Source organism: Candidatus Desulfosporosinus nitrosoreducens, assembly GCF_030954495.1.
In the GTDB taxonomy this organism is placed as follows: Bacteria; Bacillota; Desulfitobacteriia; order Desulfitobacteriales; family Desulfitobacteriaceae; genus Desulfosporosinus; species Desulfosporosinus nitrosoreducens.
The window spans coordinates 24,722-45,407 of the sequence record NZ_JAVHUW010000024.1; the positions used below are offsets into that span (position 1 = coordinate 24,722).

Below are 20,686 nucleotides of genomic sequence, written 5' to 3' on the forward strand. Positions count from 1 at the left end.
AGCTTTAGCACAGAGTTAAAGGTATTTAGATTCAAAGGCATTTATATAGGAAGGAATAAAACCTTGGCTACTTTTGGCCTATCTAAAAAGACGAGGGGGTTTGATGATGTCAATTAAGAAAATAGGGGTTTTAGGAGCGGGTTCCATGGGAGGCGGGATTGCTCACTTGGCAGCGGTGAAAGGTTTTGAAGTTGTACTTTGTGATGTGGAAGAACGTTTTGTGGCAGGTGCTGTTAAACGTATAGCCGGTTTTATGGATAAAAGCGTCGCCAAACAAAAGATGACTCTTGAAGAAAAGGAATCGGCTTTGCAACGAATAAGCACAACGCTTAATCTGGAAGATTTGGCTTCAGTGGATCTGGTCATCGAAGCTATTTTTGAGGATTTAGAAATAAAGAAGAGTGCCTTTGCAAAATTGGACAAAATCTGCGCACCCGGGACGATCTTTGGCTCGAATACATCCTCCATGTCGATTACTACTCTGGCTTCCGCCACCTCACGTCCCGACAAGGTTGTCGGCATGCATTTCTTCAACCCTCCCCTGATTATGCGCCTGGTCGAAGTCATCCGGGGCTATTATACCAGCGATGAGACGGTCATGTTGGTAGCGGAAGCTGCTCAGGCCATGGGTAAAACTCCTGTGGTGGTAAAGAAAGATACCCCCGGATTTATCGTAAACCGGATTATGATGCCGCAATTCCTGGAAGCCATTCGTATTGTCGAAGAAGGCATCGCCACTCCCGCAGACGTGGATACGGCCGTCAAACTGGGCTTGAACTATCCAATGGGTCCTTTTGAGCTTATGGACTTTACCGGAGTGGAAATCTCGGTTCATGTGGCGGATTACTTATTTAATGAATCTAAAGACATGAAATGGAATCCCCCTCAGACCGTCAAGGCTTTAGTTCGTGCCGGACGGCTCGGCAAAAAGACCGGCGGCGGCTGGTTTAATTACGATCAATAACCTCAAACGCCTGGTACAAGCCGGACACCTTGGCCGCAAAGCAGGAAAAGGATTTTACACCCATGATTGAGTGAGGGGAGGAACTGCAAATGCCCGAGAATAAGGCCGTCGAACTTACGTATACAGGGGGGGTGGCTGTTATAACCATTAACAATCCTCCTGTCAACGCTCTTACCTTAGAAGTCAGAGCACAATTGAAACAAGTTCTTCAGGAAGTCGAGGAAAATGAGGATGTCAGGGTTTTGGTCATTACCGGAGCCGGGCCGAAGTGCTTTGTCGCAGGAGCGGACATCAAAGACTTTCCTAAGCAGATGGCAAGCGGTCCGCGGGAAAACGCCACAATTTATAAAGAGATGTTTACCTACTTGGAGGAAACCCCCAGACCGGTTATTGCCGCTCTAAATGGCTTAGCATTAGGCGGGGGCTGTGAATTGGCCCTAGCCTGTGATCTGCGTATAGCCGATGAAAAGGCCAAAATTGGCTTGCCGGAAGTGACCTTAGGTTTAATCCCCGGCTTGGGCGGCACTCAGCGCTTGGCCAGGTTGGTGGGGCAAGCCAAAGCGAAAGAATTGTTGTTTACCGGCACAATTATCACTGCCGAAGAAGCTTTGCGCCTGGGTTTGATTAATCAAATTGCGGCCCAGGGTACAGCCTTGGAGGAGGCTCTTAAACTGGCCCGGAAGCTGGCTCAAGGAGCAGGAGTAGCTATCGCCTGCGCTAAATATCTGGTAAACCGGGGTACGGAGCTTCCTTTGCGGGATGCTCTGGAAATGGAAATGCAGCAGGTTGAAAAAATCTTCCGGACTGAAGATCTTCAGGAAGGCCTCGAAGCCTTTATTAATAAACGTCCTGCCGTCTTTAAGAATCGCTGATTACAACGACAGGCCGGGCAGGAACCATGAAAGCAGGTAATTGAGCGGCAGACTATGAAGGAGGTTATTTAATGTATTCCAAAGCCTTTATTCCTTACGGTGGTTACTACAGTACCCCTTTTGCCCGTTGGCAGGGGAGCCTTCAGAATGAAAATTCCATTGAGCTGGCGGCGGCAACCGCTAAAAAATGGCTTCAAACCAGGGAAATTGATGCCAAACTGTTTGAATACCTTGTCTTCGGCAAAACCGTCGGGCAACTGCACACCTTTTACGCCGCTCCCTGGGCGGCAGCTCTTATGGGAGCTCCGGATATTCCCGGAGTGCATATTCCGCAGGCCTGCTCGACTTCTACCACGTCCCTTAACCATGCGGCGGCGTCTGTCGAAACAGGTCTTTATGAGACTGCCTTCTGCCTGCTCACGGACCGCTGCTCCAATGGGCCGTTTACCGTCTGGCCCAATCCAATGGGAGCGGGTGGGGAGGTTGTTGCGGAAAGCTGGATGATGGATAACTTCGCCAAAGATCCTTGGGGCGGGGTAGCTATGATTCAGACAGCGGAAAATGTCGTCAAAAAAGCCGGCGGGATCAGCAAGGAAGAGGTCGACAGGGTAACCTTCCGGCGCTATGAGCAGTATCAGGCTGCTTTAGCCGATGAGCGCAGTTTCCAGAAACGTTACATGGTCCCCGTGGAATATAAAGTAAGCAAAAAGAAAAGGGGAGTCCTGGCAGAAGATGAAGGCGTGACTCCCACAACCCTGGAAGGGTTGAGCAAGTTAAAGCCCGTTATTCCCGATGGAGTTCTTTCCTACGGAGCTCAAACTTATCCTGCCGACGGCAACTGCGGAGTGATTGTTACAACCCGGGATAAAGCCCAGGCTTTGAGTACTGATAAAGGGATTGAAATTCAAATCCTATCTTATGGTTTTGCCCGGGCTGAAAAAGCGCATATGGCTATGGCTCCGGTTCCCGCGGCCAGAATGGCCCTGGCTAAAGCAGGAATTGCTGTCAAGGATGTAAAGGCGGTCAAAACCCACAGTCCCTTTACCGCCAATGATCTTTATATGGCGAGGGAAATGGGCATTGATGTTATGACCATCAACAATTACGGCTGCTCCCTTATTTACGGGCATCCGCAAGGACCTACCGCCGCCCGGGCAATTATCGAAATGATTGAAGAGCTGACTATTCTGGGCGGGGGCTATGGTTTATTCGCCGGATGTGCGGCCGGAGATACCGCCGCGGCTCTTGTGGTCAAAGTTTCCTAAAGTTAGATACAGGATTGACTGGTTCATCCCCAACATGAGCTAGGAAAATTGATCTAAGATGTGACAACGTTTAACGTTAGTTTATAAGCCCTTTTAAGGATAAGAGCTAACTTTTAGAACTAGGACCGAACGTAAGCCAATTATGCTTGGTTCTAGTTTTCTCATAAATATTTTCAGACCTCCAAGCGGTTTTATCCGCTGACTAATCCGCTCTAAGACTCCCGCTTTGGCAAGCGGTGAGTCAAGAGCGGCTAAGTCCCTGGATAAGTGCGACTAAGATTCAGATGGAGTTAAAATTCCACCTGAATCAAGTCTTCTTTATTTTGCATGCGTCAACTTCAATTATTTGAATTAAGTAATAAAGGTTAATTTAAGGCAAATGGCGAATAATTAATACCGAAAATAACAAAATATTATAAATAGTTTAACAAATATTTAAAAGTACAACAAAGGTAAGACGCTCCATCTGACCAAGATTATCTTTTCGTTAGCAACCCTTAAGGAGAAGGTGATAATGTGGTCTGTGAAAATCAAAAGCCCAATCCTACACAGCAGGAAGCTATTCAAGAGGAAATAAGAAAAACCTTTGGACAAAACTTTTTACAACAGATTATCGATAATTCCTACGACTCGATGTTTGTTACCGATAAATTTGGCAACGTGCTGCTGGCTAATGAAGGTACGGGGAAATTCATGGGGCTGAGTATCGGGGAACTGGTTGGCAGGAATGTTAAAGATTTTGTAAAACATGGTGTATATGACTGGTCTCCGACTATCAAAGCCATTGAAACCCGTTCCGTAGTATCCGGAATTGTCAGAAACAACCGGGGTAATCAGCAGATGGTCACCAGCAAGCCCCTGCTGGATGAAGTGAATGACATCCTCATGGTTATTACCAATGCACGTGATACTGATGTTGTCAATCAATATTTCGAAGCCTTGGAAAAAGAAAGAACCTCCGTTCGTCTCTATAAAACTGCGGTTAAGTATTTGAGTGATAGCGATATGGAGAATAAAGAAATTGTCGCCGAGAGTAAGCAAATGCGTCAAGTCATCAAAACCAGTAATTTTATCGCTAAAACCGACAGTACCGTTATGCTTATCGGCGAAACCGGGACCGGTAAAGAAGTTATGGCAAGACATATCCACAGAAACAGTCTCCGCTCTAAAGAACCCTTTATTCCTGTAAATTGCGCCGCAATACCTCATGAATTGCTGGAATCTGAGTTTTTCGGCTATGTGCGCGGAGCCTTTACCGGCGCTAATCCCCAAGGCAAGCCGGGCCTGTTCGAAATTGCCAATAAAGGCACCCTGTTTCTGGACGAAATTGCGGAATTGCCTTTGGCTATGCAGTCCAAACTACTGCGGGTTCTGGAATCCGGTGAAGCAAAGCGGTTGGGAGATACGGCTGCTTACCAGTCTAATGTTCGCTTTATTGCCGCCACAAATCGGGATTTAAAAGCGATGATCAGCCAAAAGTTGTTTCGAAGCGACCTCTATTACCGGATGAATGTCATACCCATAAATTTACCCCCTCTCAAGGAGAGGCCCGAGGACATCCTTGCGTTGGCCTATAAATTCTTAGACACTTTAAACAAAAAATATGCTCTGAAAAAAACTCTTTCCCCTAAAGCCACTCGGGCGCTCTATAACTATAGTTGGCCGGGAAATGTACGCGAACTCCGCAACGTCATCGAAAGGCTGTTTATTACCTCAGCGGGAGAGGTATTGAATTTTGAAGATGATTTTTTTATGAACAGCATAGCCCGTAGTGAGACTTCAGCCGAAAAATCGCCGGCGCCAAGCGCTAGAGTGTATCAGGGGACTTTAAAAAAAGTTCTCAAGTCGGTGGAAGAAGAGTATGTAAATCAAGTATTGGCCGACTGCGGCGGCCGAGTGGGTGAAGCCGCCCAGCGCTTAGGAATTCACCGCTCCATGCTCTATCGGAAGAAAAATAATAAATAACTTATGTCTATAATTAATTGGTGAGGGGTTGTGCTAAAACTTGTTTATGTTGTTTTTCACATCCCCACTTTTGCCTCTCTAGTCAGCAATGAGAAAGCGTCCTCACTCCACTTTGACAGTGAAAGGAGGACGCTTTTTGAGTGTTGCAACCACTTTGAATTTTAGGGACTGAGACTGAGTTTTCACATAGACAGTTTTCAGGACAGTCCCTTTTAGTTGTCAAGAACTTGAAGGTTCTTAACACTTAACCTATAATATTCCAATATAGGAACTTTTATTAGGAGGGGCAATCAAAGTGACGGAGAGAATAAGTTTAGAAGAGACGTTAGCCAAAGACACATTAATCGGAGCTTTAGGAATTAAACTAGTGGAAATCAGCCCGGAAAAAGTTGTAGCCACTATGGCTGTGAACGGGGCGACCAGGCAGCCGGCGGGCATGCTGCACGGCGGGGCTTCCGTGGCTTTAGCCGAAACGGTGGCGAGTGTGGGAACTTACAACTTAATCGATCAAAAAAACCAAGTTACGGTAGGGTTGGAGATTAACGCTAACCATATTCGCGGAAAAAGGGATGGGATCGTGACTGCGGTTGCCGTTCCTCTGCACAAGGGTCGGACGACGATGGTATGGGATATCAAGATATCGGATGAAGAGGGAAAATTGATTTGTGTCTCACGCTGTACTATGGCCATTGTGGACAAGAGACCTTCGGCTTGAGAGATTTTTAAGATCTTTTAAAGTCTTTTAAGGTCTGTACATAATGTTAGTCTTTTAAAATGCGAAGTTACCGTTGCGGAAGACAGGGATTTTTTCCCCTGCCGCTGTTTCGCCGCTAATCTCCAAATCTCTGGTTCCGATCATAAAGTCAACATGGGTAAGAGAATCATTAACTCCTGATTTCGCTAATTCTTCCGGACTCATGGCTTCACTGTTCTTAATACACACGGGGTAGGCTTTGCCTATGGCTAAATGACAGGAAGCATTTTCATCAAAGAGGGTATTAAAAAATAATATCTTAGATGTAGAGATGGGGGAATCATAGGGTACTAAGGCGACTTCACCAAGAAAATGAGAACCTTCGTCAGTTTCAATGAGGTTTTTCAGAGTTTCATAGCCTTTCTCAGCGCTGAAGTCAACGATTTTTCCGTCCTTAAAGGTCAAGGAAAATTGATCGATAAGGTTTCCGTTGTAATTTAAGGGTCTTGAACTGACAGCTTTGCCGTTGACACCATTTCGCAGTGGCAAAGTAAATACTTCTTCAGTAGGCATATTGGGGAAAAATTCTATCCCCTCGGGTGTGCTGTCGGAGGCGCCCAGCCACTGGTGGTTTTCAGGGAGTTCTATAAGCAAATCGGTTCCTATGGAGTTCTTATAATGCAGGGTTTTGAAGGCGCGAGCGTTCAAATAATGGATTCTCCCCTTGAGGTTCGCCTGGTGTTCTTGCCAGGCTTTCAGCGGGTCGGCCGTATTAACCCGCACGGTCATGATTATAGTTTCCCATAACTTCTCCATCGCTTCGTTTTCCTGAAGGTCAGGGAAAACCTTGCGGGCCCAGGCCGAAGTAGGAATTGAGACGACACTCCAGACATTTTTATTGCTCATGAGCCGGTCTCGATATTCTTTGAGAGCGGTATTGCCGGCTTTTTGCGCTTTCATCATTCTCGCGGGATCGACATCCTGCATCAGTTCGGGATCTGAAGCCGAGATGCTCAAAAAAGCAGCTCCCTGACGAACATAGGAGAGATAAAACTCTTTCTGCCAGTCCGGAAATTCCTCAAATATTTCTTCTGGGGCATGCAGAAAACGAATTTTCGAAAATAGTTCATCCCGCCAATTGATGACAACATCCCTGGCTCCGGCCTGATAGGCTGCTTGAGCAACCAGGCGGGTAAAGGGAGCTCCTTCAAGCGGGGCATTTATAACCAGGGTTTGCTGGGGCTGAAGGTTTAAGCCGGTTTTAACGATAAGAAGAGCATATTTTTCAAGATCATGGCTATTCATGAGGATCGATCCTTTCTTTTCAAGATATTCCAATAAGAGTTTAACAAATAAAACGGGTGCTGTCATGTCGGCAGAGTTAGCTATAACAACTAAACTTTCGGCTTAAGAACACAGAATATGATATAATTTAAAAGAACATAAAGGAGGGTCAAGCAAATGTTGAAACAGGCAGATACACTGAGAAAAGAAACGGTTTTTGAACGCTTCGGAGGAAAAGGCGAACTTCAGATTACCCACTTCTTAGAGGGGGATGAATTCAAGGCTAAGGGTAGATTATTTGCCAAAAATGTTTTACTTCCCGGGGCATCCCTTGGTTTGCATCAACACAATGGAGATTTTGAAACGTATGTGATACTAAGCGGGGAAGGTTTGCTTAATGATAACGGAGAGCTAAAGACGGTTAAAGCGGGGGATGTGATTGTTACCCCTAACGGAGAAAAGCACTCTATTGAAAACACAGGATCGGCAAACTTGGAGTTTCTGGCTTTAATCTTATTTGACTAAGTTATTGTATCAGCACCTTATAATCAACTCATTTATATGACTGATTTCCTTGAAACAACTCGCAGGAATAATCTCCTAGCGAGTTGTTTGGCATCAACCCTTATGAAGGCCTCTCCACTCTTGTCTAAAGGAGCTTCGCTCTTTGGGATTTTCCCGGCGCAAGACGTTTATGGTTTGCTTATCTTTGATTTAATATGGTAAACTTCATTTAATTCTATTCCTCGGAGCTTTTTCACCTGTCAGAAAATATCAGGGCAACTAGGCGGCCGCCTGCGCCAGCCAAGTTTTCTTTAATAGGCATAGATTTTTCACAGGACATAGAAAGGTAGGAGAAAAAATGGCCGTGAGACTTAGCAAAGGTCAAAAAGTTGATCTGACCAAAAGTAACCCTCAATTGCGGGAGATCATAGTCGGTCTAGGGTGGACTCCCAATAATTCTGCCCATAGCTATAATTTCGATTTAGACGCTTCGGCTTTCTTGTTGGGTTCAAACGGAATGGTAAATGATGAAGAGGATCTTGTCTTTTATAATAATCCCTCAGGTGGTCGAGGTTCCGTGAGACATAGCGGAGACAATAAAAAAGGTTCAGGCGGCGGCGATGATGAGCAGATACGAATCAATCTTCCGGCCGTACCTTCTTATATCGAGAGAATTGCCTTTACCATTACTATTAATGATGCCCGCTTGAAAGGACAAAGCTTTGGAGATATTAGAAGTTCCTATGTGCGCATTGTTAATGCCGGCACGAATGAGCTGCTTCTCAACTACGATCTTGGTCAAGATTTCTCCGTTGAAACAGCTATCGTAGCTGCTGAAATCTATCGCCATGCGGGTGAGTGGAAGTTTCATGCCATTGCCAGCGGTTTCGAGGGCGGTTTGGCAGCTCTCTGCCGTAATTTTGGCCTGGAAGTGGAAGAAGACCGTCCGATAATCACCAATAGCGACAATAGAGCTGCCAATTACGGCGGTGCAGAATATTCTGGTCATCGTCAGCAAAATTATGGCTATGGCGGCTATGAAAGTTCAAATCCGCCTCGATATACTTCATCCTTCGGCCCGGCAAATTATCCGGCAGATCCGGCTTATGAATCCCCTTCAGGCCCTGGTTATTCCCGAGACCCAGGCATAGTTTGCCCCCGCTGCAATTCAACGCGCGTGACAGCCGGCAGAAAGGGATTTGGCATCGGCAAGGCTGCCATCGGAGGGATGATGTTAGGTCCCGTGGGCTTATTGGCCGGTTTTATCGGCAGCAGAAACCTGGAATTTGTCTGCCTGACCTGCCGGGGGCGCTGGAATGCCGCCAGCAACAGGAATACGGCACAATGGCTGCAGCAACAAACGGAAAACGCCCGAAACATTGTAACCAAATATATGGGGAAGGATCTTACAGAGGCTCTGGTAGCCGGCAGTGCTCTGGTAGCTATGGCGGATGGAGTCATCGATCCTTCGGAACGGGAGAAGCTTATAGAATATTTTCGGACCAGTCAGGAAATGCGGGGAATTAATATCCATGAAGTTGACAGCCGCTTCAGTTACTATGTCCAGGGAATTAGAAGTGACCGGCTTATAGGGAAGGCAGAAGCTTTGAGGGCGGTCGGCAAAATAGCCAGCAAACCGGAGGCGGCCCGCCTGGTAGTGCGTCTCTGCTGTGCCATCGGCTTTGCCGATGGAGAATTTGCTCCGGTGGAAAAGAATGTTGTCGATGAAATCTGCCATGAAGTTCATTTAGATCCCAGAGAATTTATCCAATGACTAAGCCGCGCTAAGACTCCCGCTTTGGCAAGCGGTGAGTTAAGAGCGGTTAAGTCCCTGGATAAGTGCGACTAAAATTCAGATGGAGTTAAAACTCCACCTGAATCAAGTCTTCTTTAGCTTTTAAAAGGTCTGAAGACTGATCCTTGTTGTTCATTAAATATTATTATACAATAATGTAAAGGTTTTCAATTAACGCTTGCCTGATATAAGGTCCGATAGTTATAAAGGAGGAGAAAGTTGAAAGCAATTATTTTAGGTATTTTGGCGTCGTTCTTTTTTGCTGTTACCTTTGTGCTTAATCGGGCAATGAATCTTTCAGGCGGCAGTTGGATTTGGAGCGCAGTTCTGCGCTATGGCTTTATGGTGCCTCCTCTTTTAGTAATTGTTCTCCTGCGCGGTAATTTAAAAAAACTGCTTAGTGATCTGATAAAGAGGCCCAGGCTATGGCTCGGTTGGAGTACCGTCGGTTTCGGCTTGTTTTACGCTCCCCTGTGTTTTGCTGCGGCTTACGGACCGGCCTGGCTGGTGGCAAGTATGTGGCAGATTACCATTATCGCGGGTTCTTTATTGTCCCCGCTTTTTTTAAAGATAGTGCCTTCTGATAGGGGACTGCAAAAAGTCCGGGCCAAAGTTCCTCTGAAAGGTTTGCGGATTTCCTTAATTATCCTGGCCGGAGTTGCCGTTATTCAACTACAGCAAACACAGCAGCTGACCATCAGGCAAGTAATGCTTGGGGTACTCCCCGTCGTAGTGGCAGCCTTCGCCTATCCTTTAGGAAACCGAAAAATGATGGAAGTTTGCGGGGGGGAATTTGATACCTACCAGAGAGTCCTGGGAATGACCTTAGCAAGCTTGCCTTTTTGGTTTGTGCTGGGGATTTATGGCTTGGTGAGGGTTGGACTTCCCAGCTGCCAGCAAGTGAATCAGTCGCTGATTGTGGCCCTGTCTTCCGGAGTTATTGCTACCGTCCTTTTTTTTACAGCTACTGATCTTACTAAAGGAGATCTGCATAAACTGGCGGCAGTGGAATCGACTCAATCCGGTGAGATTATTTTTTCACTTTTAGGAGAAATTTTTGTTTTAAACGGTAAAAGTCCTACGCCTTTATCTTTTGCCGGAATAGGGCTTGTGATATTAGGAATGATATTGCACAGTTTCAGCTCGGCGGAGACAAAAGATCAAGCAGTTTAAATTGCTGGGCAATGCTGCGGCTATAAAATTTGTCATGGATCTGGTTAAAATATTGACAGAGAAATAATGCTCTTAGTTAAGCAAGGATTCGGCGAAAAAGGTAAGGGGAATCAGCGCAATGAATATTCAAATATTTGGAGTAAAAAAATGCTTTGACACTAAAAAAGCCGAGCGTTATTTTAAAGAAAGACGAGTCAAATACCAATTTATTGATTTAACCCAAGTTGGCTTGAGTAAGGGAGAATTGCAAAGTGTCAAGTCTGCCGTCGGCTTGATCAACCTGATTAATTGTGAGGCTAAAGACTACAAGTCCTTAAATATGGATCGCCTGATAACGTCAAGCGGCAGAGAAGAAGTACTGTTTAATAATCCCAGTCTTTACAAAACTCCTATCGTACGCAACGGAAAACTCGCGACAGTAGGGTATAAACCTGAGGTCTGGTCGTCTTGGGAGTAGAGGCTAAAGGCGTTTTAGCTTGAGGAGTGAGAAAGTGTGGAGACAAACCGCAATGATGGAAGGCAATTACAACAAACTGCAACGATATTTAAAGAACTGTTGTCTCCTCTGAATGAACGGGGGAAGGAGTCTGCCCATTATTTTTACCGCATTTTAGGCTGTTATGAGGATCAGAACAAGTTTCTGACTGAGATCATAGGGTTTCAGGAAAAACTTCGGTCTTTGAATAATTATATTTTTTTTGATATGGCTATCCCTTTGGCAAATGATCCCATCTTAATCGAGAAAACCAAAAAGATTCTGGAATCCGTTGCCCTGAAAGATTATAACAACGGCGTTCTTTTAAGCATACTTGAAGAAAAAGGGTATTTCTCCCTGACCCCAGATCCTTCTGTTCAACAAAACATTCGAGAGGCTTTTGGCATTGTCTTAAATTTATATATGCTTAATGATCCGCCGGGCAATATCAGTATATCCCTTAATTTTGTCACGAAAATTTTGCTCTGGTTTTCAGTTTATGGCCGGCAAAGCCTGGAAAGAAACCTCTATAATCCTAAGATTTTTTACTGGGGAAGCCCTAAGACCCATGAAATATACTTCCTTATCCTTTTGTCCCTTTTAGACTGCGATGTCTTAGTGGTAAATACCACCTTTGACGATCGTTTTAAAAAGGTAGATCAGCAAAATAAATTCTCTCTTCCTATGACAATGGCTAAAGAACGCCCTCTTTCCGCTTTTCCCGCTAAAAAAGCAGATAAGGAACCCCGCCCCGCAGACAAACCTTCTTTTCACGCCCCGACACCGGTGGTTAAGGAATCCTTAAACTTGAGCTCTCTGGAGAACAGCGATCCTTCAATCGTCGTTAAATTAAAACAAACGGAGGCTCCTTTTGAGGAGCTGCTTGTTCCAATGCACAAACGCAGCGGCTATATTTCCGGTTCATTTCCCATCATACCCGCTCTGTTTGTACGCTGTCTCGGAGTACCTGTTTCTACAGATGATTGGGAGGCGGAATACTATAATACCCTTTATAACCTGGATCGGACATTGCAAATCTCGGGTCATTATCTAAAGTTTCAGGAAGGAATCCCAGTCCCCAGCCCTATAGAAATTGCCTCAATTCCGCAACAGTTTAATCAGCAGGTTTTTCAAAATCGAGAAGAAATTTTAGTCCATATTCTTCGGGCCAATCTTCTGCCGCAGACAAAGAATTTGCTCTTGGACAACACGATCAAACAGTCGTTTATTGACACTGTGAATCTGTTCAGTCAAAAACAAAGCAATCTCTCCTTTACCATTCTTTTAAACTTTTCTTTAAAGCTTGTGATTTGGATAAATCGCTATCTGCCGAAGCTTCTGGAGAATAAGGACTCCAGGGAAAAGGAATTAAACCAGGATTGTCAGTTTAGGGTCCTATTTTATGGCTCTATTAAACCCCATGAAATTTACCTGCTGAACTTTTTTTATAAAATTGGCTCCGATGTGCTTTTTATTCATTCGGAATTGGAGGGAGACCTGCCTTTTCGCAGTTTTGACGAGGACAATATCCTTACTCAAGTGCTCAGGAACCCGCGTAGTTTACCTTTAGCTCCTTTTCCCGTTAGTGAACGATTAATCCGTAAAAGTACGGTTGCCTATAATGCCTCCAAAGAAATAGAAGAAGTCATCTACAGCGAAGACGTCGGATTATATAAACCCTGGCAATTCGAGAGTTACCTGACCCAGCCTATTACTCTAAAGACGACCTATGATGAACTCAAAATTCTCTGGCAAGAACCCTCAAAAATCAGGCCTGAATTTAAAGTACAAAATAAAACAGTATATATTCCTAATCTTTTTGCGAAAATTAATGGTGTTAATGAGGATCTCGGTGCCTATTGGCAGGATCTAAAAGCTTTTTCTACGGCTCCGAACACCCGGTTAATCGAATTTGTGCCTTTCAGCAGGGTAAGCTATACGCGACAGGAACTTTATCAAGCAGATTATTTGTTGAACGGGCAAGGCTATGTCGATGAACTGAAAGTAATGAAAAGCCAATATTATAAATTCGGCTATCTGCGCACGCCTTTGCAGCACTTTTTGCTAACCAAACTTAATGAGCTTATAGCATCTAAGATGTTCCTTTTTGAAATTGATGAAAAAATGAAACTTACAATTTTAATGACCATTTTAACTATGGAAGATTCGCTGATCAAACTCATCGAAAATTTTGATTTTCCGCAAGAGATTCCCAAGATTATTGTTTATGATCGCAATAAGGAAAGTTTTTCCGACATAGACGCTATTTTGTTGGCTTATTTTAATCTTGTCGGACTTGATATTCTCATTTTCACCCCAACAAAGTATAATACCCTTGAACAATGGCTGAAGCCCAGTCTATTCGATGTTCATCAGTTGCCTTTGGTCAAATATGAGCTTGATCTTTCCCCTTTATATAGCCTTATTTCCTCTTCCGCTAAAAAAACGGGTCTGCTGGCGCGACTCTTTGGCGGTCGCTAATGGGGCAAGCAGGGAATATGAGGTTGTATCCGTAAAAAAGCTTCAATTTAGGACAGAGAAAGGAGTATAAACCATGGAAATTCAAGGTTTTACAACATCAACTGAGGATAAGAGCTTAGTCGCCGCACCGATTCCGGAGTTTAACGTGGAACAGACTAAAAATGAAATTATGACCAAAGTAAAAGAAAGTCCTGAGGTGCGCAGTATTGTGCGGCAAATCAACATCGAAGATGTAAGCTCAATTATGTCCTTTGGCAAAAACACAGCGGAAGAGGTCTCCCGATTTTCCGATGCCATTCTGCATTCCATGCAAACAACCAAAGTAGAGGATTCGGGGGAACTGCTGCTTCAGCTTAATAAAATAATGGACAAGTTCGATATCAAGGACTTTGAAGAAAAGCAGCCGGGTTTTCTCGGCAAAATGTTTTCTAAGGCCAAAAATTCTGTGGAAGCCCTCTTTCACAAATATAATTCTATGGGGGATGAAGTCGATAAAGTCTTTGTGACTTTAAAACAATATGAGGCGGAGATCAATACCGCCAATAAACATTTAGAAGACATGTTTGGCAAAAACACCGAATACTACGAGCAGTTAGGTCAATATATTTATGCCGGTCAAGTGGTGCTGGCCGAACTAAAGAACAATATCATTCCCGCAGCCCAGGACAAAGCGAACCAGACAGGCAACCAGCTTGACCAAATAAGTGTCAATAACTTGCTGCAAGTGCAAGAGATCATGGAGCAAAGAATCTATGATTTACAGTTGGCAGAAAATGTCGCCGTACAAAGTATGCCGACTATTAAGTCAATTGAATACGGAAATTACAATTTAGTCCGTAAAATTAATTCGGCGTTTGTGATCACCATGCCGATTTTCAAACAATGCTTAGTTCAAGCCATCATGTTAAAACGCCAATCCGTACAGGCCAAAGCTATGAGTGCTTTAGATGAGAAAACCAATGAGCTGCTGCTGCGCAACGCGGAAAATACAGCTTTACAGTCCAAAATGGTTGCCAAACTGGCCACGGGAAGTTCCGTCAGCATTGAGACCTTGGAAAAATCATGGCAAACTATCGTAAAAGGGATAGAAGAGACGAAAGCGATTCAGGATGAAATGCGGCAAAAACGTCTTGATGGAACTAAGAGATTGGAAGTCCTCAAACAGGAGTTTGTCAATCGGGGGATTATTCGCTGAAATTAAAGAGAAAAACAGGCCGGTTTTTTAATCGAGCCTGTTTTTTCTCTTTAAACTGAGAAGGGGAAAAGTTTAGAAAATTTTATAAATTGGCAATAGAAGATATTGAAGCCGAGAAAAATTTAAGATATACTTTTGCCATAAACGTTTGTATACAATTAATCCGAATACAAATAAAAATTTATGAGGTGACTGAAGGATGGCTAAGGACGATAGGTGCAGCCCTTCAAAATATATCTGTTATAAACTCAGTCGTGTGATGAGAAAAATTAACCGTTATTATGAAAGCAACCTTTCCCATTATGGACTTACTCCGTCGCAATTCTACGTTTTAAGTGTAGTTTGGGAACACGACGGACTTAAGTTTAAAGATCTTGCGAAACGTTTAGAGATGGATGGCTCAACGCTTACCTCCATCTTGGATCGCCTGGAGCGGCAGGATTTGGCAGAGAGGAGGGACGATCCCGAAGACAGACGTTCGCTCTTAGTGTTTCTTAAACAGAAAGCTCTTGAGAACATATCTGAAATTACTTATCTTGCCGAGAAGATGGACCAAGAAATAAAAGGGCGCTTCTCGAAGGAAGAGTATGAAACCTTTGAAAATGTTCTGGACAAACTTTTCCAAGATTAAGAAGGCAAATGAACTCATTCCGCTAAAGATCAAACTATTATTCTCAATCTTCGCAGAAGCAGCATAGGGAATAGGGCATGAAAAAGGACAAGGCCAAGAAATAAAGAGGAGGGTATTTTGATGTCGCTGTTGTTTTCCCCCGCCCAGATAGGCACTCTTCAAGTACGCAATCGTTTGATTATGACTCCGATGCACCTGGGGTATAGCCCTAAAGGAGAGGTTACCGACCGGCTGGTCGAGTTTTATCGAGCCCGGGCCCGCGGCGGTGTGGGACTGATTATTGTAGGCGGATGTGGTATTGACAAGATTGGCAATGCCTTTGCTATGACTCAATTGGACGACGATTCCTGCTTGCCCGGTCTGCGTAAATTGGTAGACGCCGTTCACGCCGAAGGTGCGAAAATTGTTCCTCAGCTCTATCAGGCCGGCCGCTATGCCCATTCGGCTCACACCGGTCAGCCCTCTGTAGCTCCTTCGGCGATTCCCTCCCGGCTGACGGGACAAATGCCTGTGGAATTGACAGAGGAAAAGATATCCGAAATTATGGTTGCTTATGAAAATGCCGCCAGAAGAGCTCAAGCAGCGGGCTTTGACGGGGTTGAAATTTTAGCCAGCGCAGGCTACTTAATCTCTCAATTCCTCTCGCCTTTGACAAACCATCGCACGGACCGCTATGGCGGAGACCTTCAGGCTCGCATGACGTTCGGTTTGGAAGTGGTTGAAACGGTTCGCCGTACTGTTGGTCCGGACTATCCCATCATTGTGCGGGTGGCCGGAAATGACTTTATGCCCGGCAGTCATACGAACGCAGAGTCACGCCTGTTTTGTCAGGCCCTGGAGAAAGCCGGAGTGAATGCGCTTAATGTGACAGGGGGCTGGCATGAAACTCCCGTGCCTCAGTTGACCATGAACGTTCCCCCCGGAGCTTATACTTATTTGGCTTATGGAATTAAACAAGCTGTTTCTATTCCGGTCATCGCCTGCAATCGCATCAATACCCCCGAACTTGCCGAAAGGATTCTTCAAGAGGGAAAAGCCGATTTCATTGGCATGGCCCGGCAACTCCTGGCGGACCCAGAATTTCCCCAGAAAGCCCTGCAAGGAAATTCCGCGGCTATCCGTCCTTGCATCGGCTGTAATCAAGGCTGTCTCGACAATGTCTTTCGCATGAAACCAGTGACCTGTTTAGTCAATGCTGAAGCGGGACGGGAAGCTGAGTTAGAACCGCTTCAACCAACTTCAAATCCTCAGAAATTCCTTGTGATTGGCGCCGGGGCTTCCGGATTAGAGTATGCCCGGGTTGCCGCCCTCCGCGGGCACAGTGTGACAGTATGGGAAGAAGGCCAGGAGCCTGGCGGGCAGTTGACTTTGGCCGCAGCTCCTCCCGGACGAAAAGATTTCCTCCGCCTTAGAGAGTATTTGCTGAAAGCTTGTCAGCAACTGGGAGTAAACATTAGCTATGGAATCACGGCTACTCCGGAAAGCATTTTGACCGCGGTTCAGGAAGAAGGTTTTGCCGGAGTTGTTCTTGCCACAGGGTCTCTCCCTGTCAGCCCCTCAATTTCCCGGCAGGGTGGGATAAAAGTTCTCCAGGCTTGGGATGTCCTTAAAGGCTGTGAACAAACAGGGGAAACTATCCTAATCGTAGGCGGCGGGGCTGTCGGGGTGGAGACTGCTCTCTATTTGGCAGAAGCGGGCACCTTGGATAATGAAACCCTTCGCTTCCTCATGCTGGAACATGCGGAAGCAGAGAAAGAGCTTTATCGCCTCTTGACCCAAAGTCATAAGAAAATAACGATTTTAGAGATGGCCAAGGGAATTGGGCGGGATATCGGCCCCAGTACCCGCTGGTCGATGTTAACTGATCTGAAGCGTTACGGAGTTAAATGTCTGGACGAGACAACAGTCCTGGAGGTATTGCCGGAGGGTGTCTCAGTGGAAAGCTCAGGGTCCAAAGGTTTGCTTCCTGCCGACACGGTGATTTTTGCCGTAGGTTCGCGCTCCCGGAATGAATTGTATTCTGCCCTGGAGGGAAAAGTGAAAAATTTAAGCGTCATTGGGGATGCTCTCAACCCGAGAAAAGCCCTGGATGCCATTCATAATGCTTATGCCGAAGCTATCCGGCAATAAGTCTTGAAAAGAGGGGGGGACTAAGGGACACTTGATTGAACTCAAGAAGAAGCCTTATCCAGCTTTAGCCGGGTAAGTCAAGCCTCAGTATTCAGCTTTGGATTTTTTGGTAAAAGTGTGACACATTTCACGCCAACTCATTTCTAAAATTCTTATAATAGGTATCAAGAAATGAGCAGGGGGTGTGATATTGGAACTATTGATTCGCTACATATCCAAAATGAAAGGCTATAAAAGAACAACGCCTTTGGAATCTCCGCCACCTTTGGATATCATAGTTACTTGGCTGGGCGCTTTTGCGGGGATAATTGCCATTGTCTTATTATGTCATAAATTTGACTTACCGATTGTCGCTTCTTTTGGGGCCTCTGCGGTGCTGATTTACGGGGTTCCTGATGCGCCCTTGTCCCAGCCGAGAAATGTTATTTTGGGTCATATAATTTCCGCCTCAATAGGAGTTGCCACTTATATGCTCTTTGGCTTAACCTGGTGGTCCCCGGCTTTAGGCACGGCTTTGGCCCTGGTTGCCATTATGCTTACGAAAACGACCCATCCGCCCGGTGGGGCCACCGCTTTATTTGCCGTATTAAGTAAAGCCCAGCCCAGTTACATCTTGAACCCGATTGCCGTGGGGGCGGTTACCATGGTTCTGATTGGTTTACTTGTCAATAATCTCTCTCCCAATCGGCATTATCCCAGATATTGGTTCTGATGTTCTAATCAGAGAGCAAGAAAGGAGAACGTATGTTCAAGACTATTTTGGTTCCGACTGACGCCTCCGACTCAGCACGGCATGCTTTAAGCACTGCCCTGGAAGTTGCCCGGGAACTTGGTTCCCGCATTGTTCTTTTGCATGTGGTTTTCACTCCGGAGGCCTTAGGCTACACTTTAGGAAGCGGCATCGCCGTACCGCAAGATGAAATAAACATCTACGGCAAGGAGGCCCTGGCGGCGACTCTGGCGGGGATAGACACTAAAAACATAGAAGTAGAGGTAAAGCATCTGCCGGGACACCCTGCGGCCATGATTCTCAAAGAGCTTGAGAGCGGAAGTTATGATCTTGTTGTTATGGGAAGCCGTGGCTATGGCCCTATTTCAGGGTCATTGCTCGGAAGTGTCAGTCAAAAAGTTCTTTCTAAGGCAAACTGTCCCGTCATGATTGTCAAATAGCCAAGTTTCCGCCCAGAGCCAACCTTTTTAAATCCTCCCCAAGTGGGTAAGCAGAATTCTGTACCTGACTTGGAGGGGATTTTTTATCTTGCGGCTAGACAAAGTAGAGAAACAGGTGGTATTGTACATAATGTCAAATGTAGAGTAAAATCACATCGGAGGTGAATTGTTTGTCGGCAAATCAGTATAACGCTGAATCGATACAAGTATTAGAGGGCCTGGAGGCGGTGCGCCGCCGTCCGGGAATGTACATAGGATCTACCGGCAGCAGGGGGCTGCATCACCTGGCCTATGAGATAATTGACAATGCTATTGATGAGGCAGGAGCAGGCTTTTGTGATCACATCTCTGTTACCTTAAACCAAGACGGATCAATCGCCATTGAAGACAATGGCCGGGGAATTCCGGTGGATATTCATGCCGGAAAAAAGATTTCGGCAGTGCGTTTAGCTTTTGAAACGCTTCACGCAGGCGGCAAGTTTGGCGGGGATACTTATAAGACGTCCGGTGGGCTGCACGGAGTCGGAGCCAGTGTCGTCAATGCCTTGTCCGAGTCTTTGACTGTGGAAATCAAACGCGACGGCAAGCTTTATCGAGTGGAATACCTTCATGGCGGGGAATTAAAGTCCGATCTGAAAGCAGTTGGGAAAAAAATAAAAGGGACAGGAACGACGGTAATTTTCAAGCCTGACCCTTCAATTTTCAAAGAAACAACGACCTTTAAATATGACACCTTGCGCAGCCGCTTGCTGGAGCTGTCATTTCTGAACAAAGGATTGACAATTATTCTAACCGACCTGCGGGGGGAGATGAAGTCCGAAACCTTTTCTCAACAGCAAGGGATTATTGGTTTTGTTGAACATTTAATGAAAGAGGCCGGAGTGTCGGCCGTCCACAAGAAAATAATTTATTTTACGGGCCAGAAAGAAGATGTCATTATGGAGTGTGCTCTTCAGTACAGCGATGGAGAGGATGAAGCATTGCACTCTTATGTCAACAATATTCCCACCGATGAAGGCGGAACTCACGAGTCTGGGTTTCGTACGGCTTTGACAAAAGCCTTTAACAATTATGGCCGCAAAAATAATCTCTTTAAAAAAGAAGAAAGCCTCATCGGGGACGACCTTCGTGATGGCTTGACCTGTATTTTGTCTCTGAAGATTAAAGACCCTCAATTTGAAGGGCAGACGAAAACGAAACTTTCCAATCTGGAGGTTGAGGGAATTGTCCAATCACTGACCAACGAAGGGATAAGTCAGTTTTTGGAGCAAAACCCCGCTCTGGCGAAACAAGTCATTAACCGCACCTTGACAACCTGTTTGCTGAGACTTGCCGCCAAAAAGGCCAAGGAGTTGAAAAAGAAAGCCCGGGACGCCGAAGTTAAAGCGTTAAGCGGCAAATTAGCGGCCTGCAGCGGTAAGGACAAAAACCGCAATGAACTTTTTCTCGTGGAAGGGGACAGCGCCGGCGGTTCAGCCAAAATGGGGAGGGACCGGCGTTTTCAGGCAATTCTTCCTTTGCGCGGGAAAGTTATCAATACCTACCGGGCGAAACTTGATAAGATTTTAGAAAACGAGGAAATCCGAAGTATTATTACAGCGGTTGGTTCGGGCATTGGCAAAGAGTTTGATTTAGAGAAAGGCAACTATGCCCGCGTCTGCATCATGACGGACGCTGATATTGACGGAGCCCATATTCGCTGTTTGCTGCTGACATTTTTCTATAGATATATGAAGCCGCTGATTTTAAACGGCCGGGTATTTATCGCCCAATCCCCTCTTTACAAAGTTGAAAAAGAACGCGGCAAGATTACCCGCTACGCCTTTGACGATGGCGAGTTGAAGCAGCAGCTTAAAGAATTGGGAAAAACGGCCAAGGTTTCACGCTATAAAGGGCTTGGAGAAATGAACCCGGAACAACTTTGGGAAACAACCCTGAATCCTGCCAATCGGCGCATGATCCAGGTAACTATAGACGATACATTAGAGGCGGAACGCAAGCTCAGAATTTTGATGGGCGACCAGGTTGAGCCGCGACGTGATTTTTTAATGGACAATATTGTCTTTACCGATGATGATATGTGAGTGA

Annotated in this window: 17 protein-coding genes; 16 read left to right on the forward strand and 1 reads right to left on the reverse strand. The window is 45.5% G+C overall.

What is annotated here, in order from left to right:
- Positions 1-106 precede the first annotated feature (106 nt).
- The 5 genes from REC12_RS02200 to REC12_RS02220 all read left to right on the forward strand — a co-directional run bounded on the left by REC12_RS02200 (position 107) and on the right by REC12_RS02220 (position 5,781).
- Positions 107-964: a 3-hydroxyacyl-CoA dehydrogenase family protein gene (locus REC12_RS02200; RefSeq protein ID WP_308892093.1), complete on the forward strand. Its 858-nt coding sequence runs from the start codon at positions 107-109 to the stop codon at positions 962-964.
- An 89-nt stretch (positions 965-1,053) separates the two neighbouring features.
- Positions 1,054-1,836 carry an enoyl-CoA hydratase/isomerase family protein gene (locus tag REC12_RS02205; RefSeq protein WP_308892054.1) on the forward strand — a complete coding sequence of 261 codons (783 nt, stop codon included), beginning with the start codon at positions 1,054-1,056 and terminating at the stop codon, positions 1,834-1,836.
- A 71-nt stretch (positions 1,837-1,907) separates the two neighbouring features.
- Complete coding sequence (locus REC12_RS02210) at positions 1,908-3,101, forward strand: thiolase family protein (protein WP_308892056.1); 1,194 nt, start codon at positions 1,908-1,910, stop codon at positions 3,099-3,101.
- A 516-nt stretch (positions 3,102-3,617) separates the two neighbouring features.
- Positions 3,618-5,066, forward strand: a complete 1,449-nt coding sequence (locus tag REC12_RS02215) for a sigma-54 interaction domain-containing protein (protein ID WP_308892057.1) — start codon at positions 3,618-3,620, stop codon at positions 5,064-5,066.
- A 295-nt stretch (positions 5,067-5,361) separates the two neighbouring features.
- Positions 5,362-5,781 carry a PaaI family thioesterase gene (locus REC12_RS02220; RefSeq protein WP_308892058.1) on the forward strand — a complete coding sequence of 140 codons (420 nt, stop codon included), beginning with the start codon at positions 5,362-5,364 and terminating at the stop codon, positions 5,779-5,781.
- A 54-nt stretch (positions 5,782-5,835) separates the two neighbouring features.
- On the opposite strand, the gene REC12_RS02225 is transcribed toward REC12_RS02220, so the two are convergent.
- Complete coding sequence (locus tag REC12_RS02225) at positions 5,836-7,065, reverse strand: aminopeptidase (RefSeq protein ID WP_308892059.1); 1,230 nt, start codon at positions 7,063-7,065, stop codon at positions 5,836-5,838.
- Between the two features lie 156 nt (positions 7,066-7,221).
- On the opposite strand from REC12_RS02225, the gene REC12_RS02230 reads away from it, so the two are divergent.
- The 11 genes from REC12_RS02230 to REC12_RS02280 all read left to right on the forward strand — a co-directional run bounded on the left by REC12_RS02230 (position 7,222) and on the right by REC12_RS02280 (position 20,682).
- Complete coding sequence (locus tag REC12_RS02230) at positions 7,222-7,569, forward strand: cupin domain-containing protein (RefSeq protein WP_308892060.1); 348 nt, start codon at positions 7,222-7,224, stop codon at positions 7,567-7,569.
- A gap of 337 nt (positions 7,570-7,906) precedes the next feature.
- Positions 7,907-9,322, forward strand: coding sequence for a TerD family protein (locus tag REC12_RS02235; RefSeq protein WP_308892062.1), 1,416 nt, complete (start codon positions 7,907-7,909; stop codon positions 9,320-9,322).
- Positions 9,323-9,562: 240 nt separating this feature from the next.
- Entirely contained in the window at positions 9,563-10,516 is a 954-nt protein-coding gene (locus tag REC12_RS02240) for a DMT family transporter (RefSeq protein WP_308892063.1), read from the forward strand.
- Positions 10,517-10,634: 118 nt separating this feature from the next.
- Entirely contained in the window at positions 10,635-10,973 is a 339-nt protein-coding gene (locus REC12_RS02245) for an arsenate reductase family protein (RefSeq protein WP_308892064.1), read from the forward strand.
- A 36-nt stretch (positions 10,974-11,009) separates the two neighbouring features.
- On the forward strand, positions 11,010-13,472 hold the full coding sequence (locus REC12_RS02250; protein ID WP_308892066.1) for a YceG family protein: 2,463 nt from the start codon (positions 11,010-11,012) through the stop codon (positions 13,470-13,472).
- 73 nt (positions 13,473-13,545) lie between these two features.
- Entirely contained in the window at positions 13,546-14,667 is a 1,122-nt protein-coding gene (locus REC12_RS02255) for a toxic anion resistance protein (protein WP_308892067.1), read from the forward strand.
- 199 nt (positions 14,668-14,866) lie between these two features.
- Positions 14,867-15,298, forward strand: a complete 432-nt coding sequence (locus tag REC12_RS02260) for a MarR family winged helix-turn-helix transcriptional regulator (protein WP_308892068.1) — start codon at positions 14,867-14,869, stop codon at positions 15,296-15,298.
- Positions 15,299-15,418: 120 nt separating this feature from the next.
- Complete coding sequence (locus REC12_RS02265) at positions 15,419-17,428, forward strand: oxidoreductase (RefSeq protein WP_308892069.1); 2,010 nt, start codon at positions 15,419-15,421, stop codon at positions 17,426-17,428.
- A 220-nt stretch (positions 17,429-17,648) separates the two neighbouring features.
- Positions 17,649-18,140 (forward strand): HPP family protein, encoded by a 492-nt coding sequence (locus REC12_RS02270; protein WP_374214155.1) that lies wholly within the window; start codon positions 17,649-17,651, stop codon positions 18,138-18,140.
- Between the two features lie 32 nt (positions 18,141-18,172).
- Complete coding sequence (locus tag REC12_RS02275) at positions 18,173-18,598, forward strand: universal stress protein (RefSeq protein WP_308892072.1); 426 nt, start codon at positions 18,173-18,175, stop codon at positions 18,596-18,598.
- A 170-nt stretch (positions 18,599-18,768) separates the two neighbouring features.
- On the forward strand, positions 18,769-20,682 hold the full coding sequence (locus REC12_RS02280; protein WP_308892073.1) for a DNA gyrase/topoisomerase IV subunit B: 1,914 nt from the start codon (positions 18,769-18,771) through the stop codon (positions 20,680-20,682).
- Positions 20,683-20,686: the final 4 nt, after the last annotated feature.

What these genes read in the sequence shown, in the direction of transcription:
- REC12_RS02255 (WP_308892067.1), top strand. Translation starts at nt 13,546, where the DNA reads ATGGAAATTCAAGGTTTTACAACATCAACTGAGGATAAGAGCTTAGTC.
- REC12_RS02275 (WP_308892072.1), top strand. Translation starts at nt 18,173, where the DNA reads ATGTTCAAGACTATTTTGGTTCCGACTGACGCCTCCGACTCAGCACGG.
- REC12_RS02200 (WP_308892093.1), top strand. Translation starts at nt 107, where the DNA reads ATGTCAATTAAGAAAATAGGGGTTTTAGGAGCGGGTTCCATGGGAGGC.
- REC12_RS02235 (WP_308892062.1), top strand. Translation starts at nt 7,907, where the DNA reads ATGGCCGTGAGACTTAGCAAAGGTCAAAAAGTTGATCTGACCAAAAGT.
- REC12_RS02205 (WP_308892054.1), top strand. Translation starts at nt 1,054, where the DNA reads ATGCCCGAGAATAAGGCCGTCGAACTTACGTATACAGGGGGGGTGGCT.
- REC12_RS02260 (WP_308892068.1), top strand. Translation starts at nt 14,867, where the DNA reads ATGGCTAAGGACGATAGGTGCAGCCCTTCAAAATATATCTGTTATAAA.
- REC12_RS02210 (WP_308892056.1), top strand. Translation starts at nt 1,908, where the DNA reads ATGTATTCCAAAGCCTTTATTCCTTACGGTGGTTACTACAGTACCCCT.
- REC12_RS02230 (WP_308892060.1), top strand. Translation starts at nt 7,222, where the DNA reads ATGTTGAAACAGGCAGATACACTGAGAAAAGAAACGGTTTTTGAACGC.
- REC12_RS02265 (WP_308892069.1), top strand. Translation starts at nt 15,419, where the DNA reads ATGTCGCTGTTGTTTTCCCCCGCCCAGATAGGCACTCTTCAAGTACGC.
- REC12_RS02270 (WP_374214155.1), top strand. Translation starts at nt 17,649, where the DNA reads ATGAAAGGCTATAAAAGAACAACGCCTTTGGAATCTCCGCCACCTTTG.
- REC12_RS02225 (WP_308892059.1), bottom strand. Translation starts at nt 7,065, where the DNA reads ATGAATAGCCATGATCTTGAAAAATATGCTCTTCTTATCGTTAAAACC.
- REC12_RS02245 (WP_308892064.1), top strand. Translation starts at nt 10,635, where the DNA reads ATGAATATTCAAATATTTGGAGTAAAAAAATGCTTTGACACTAAAAAA.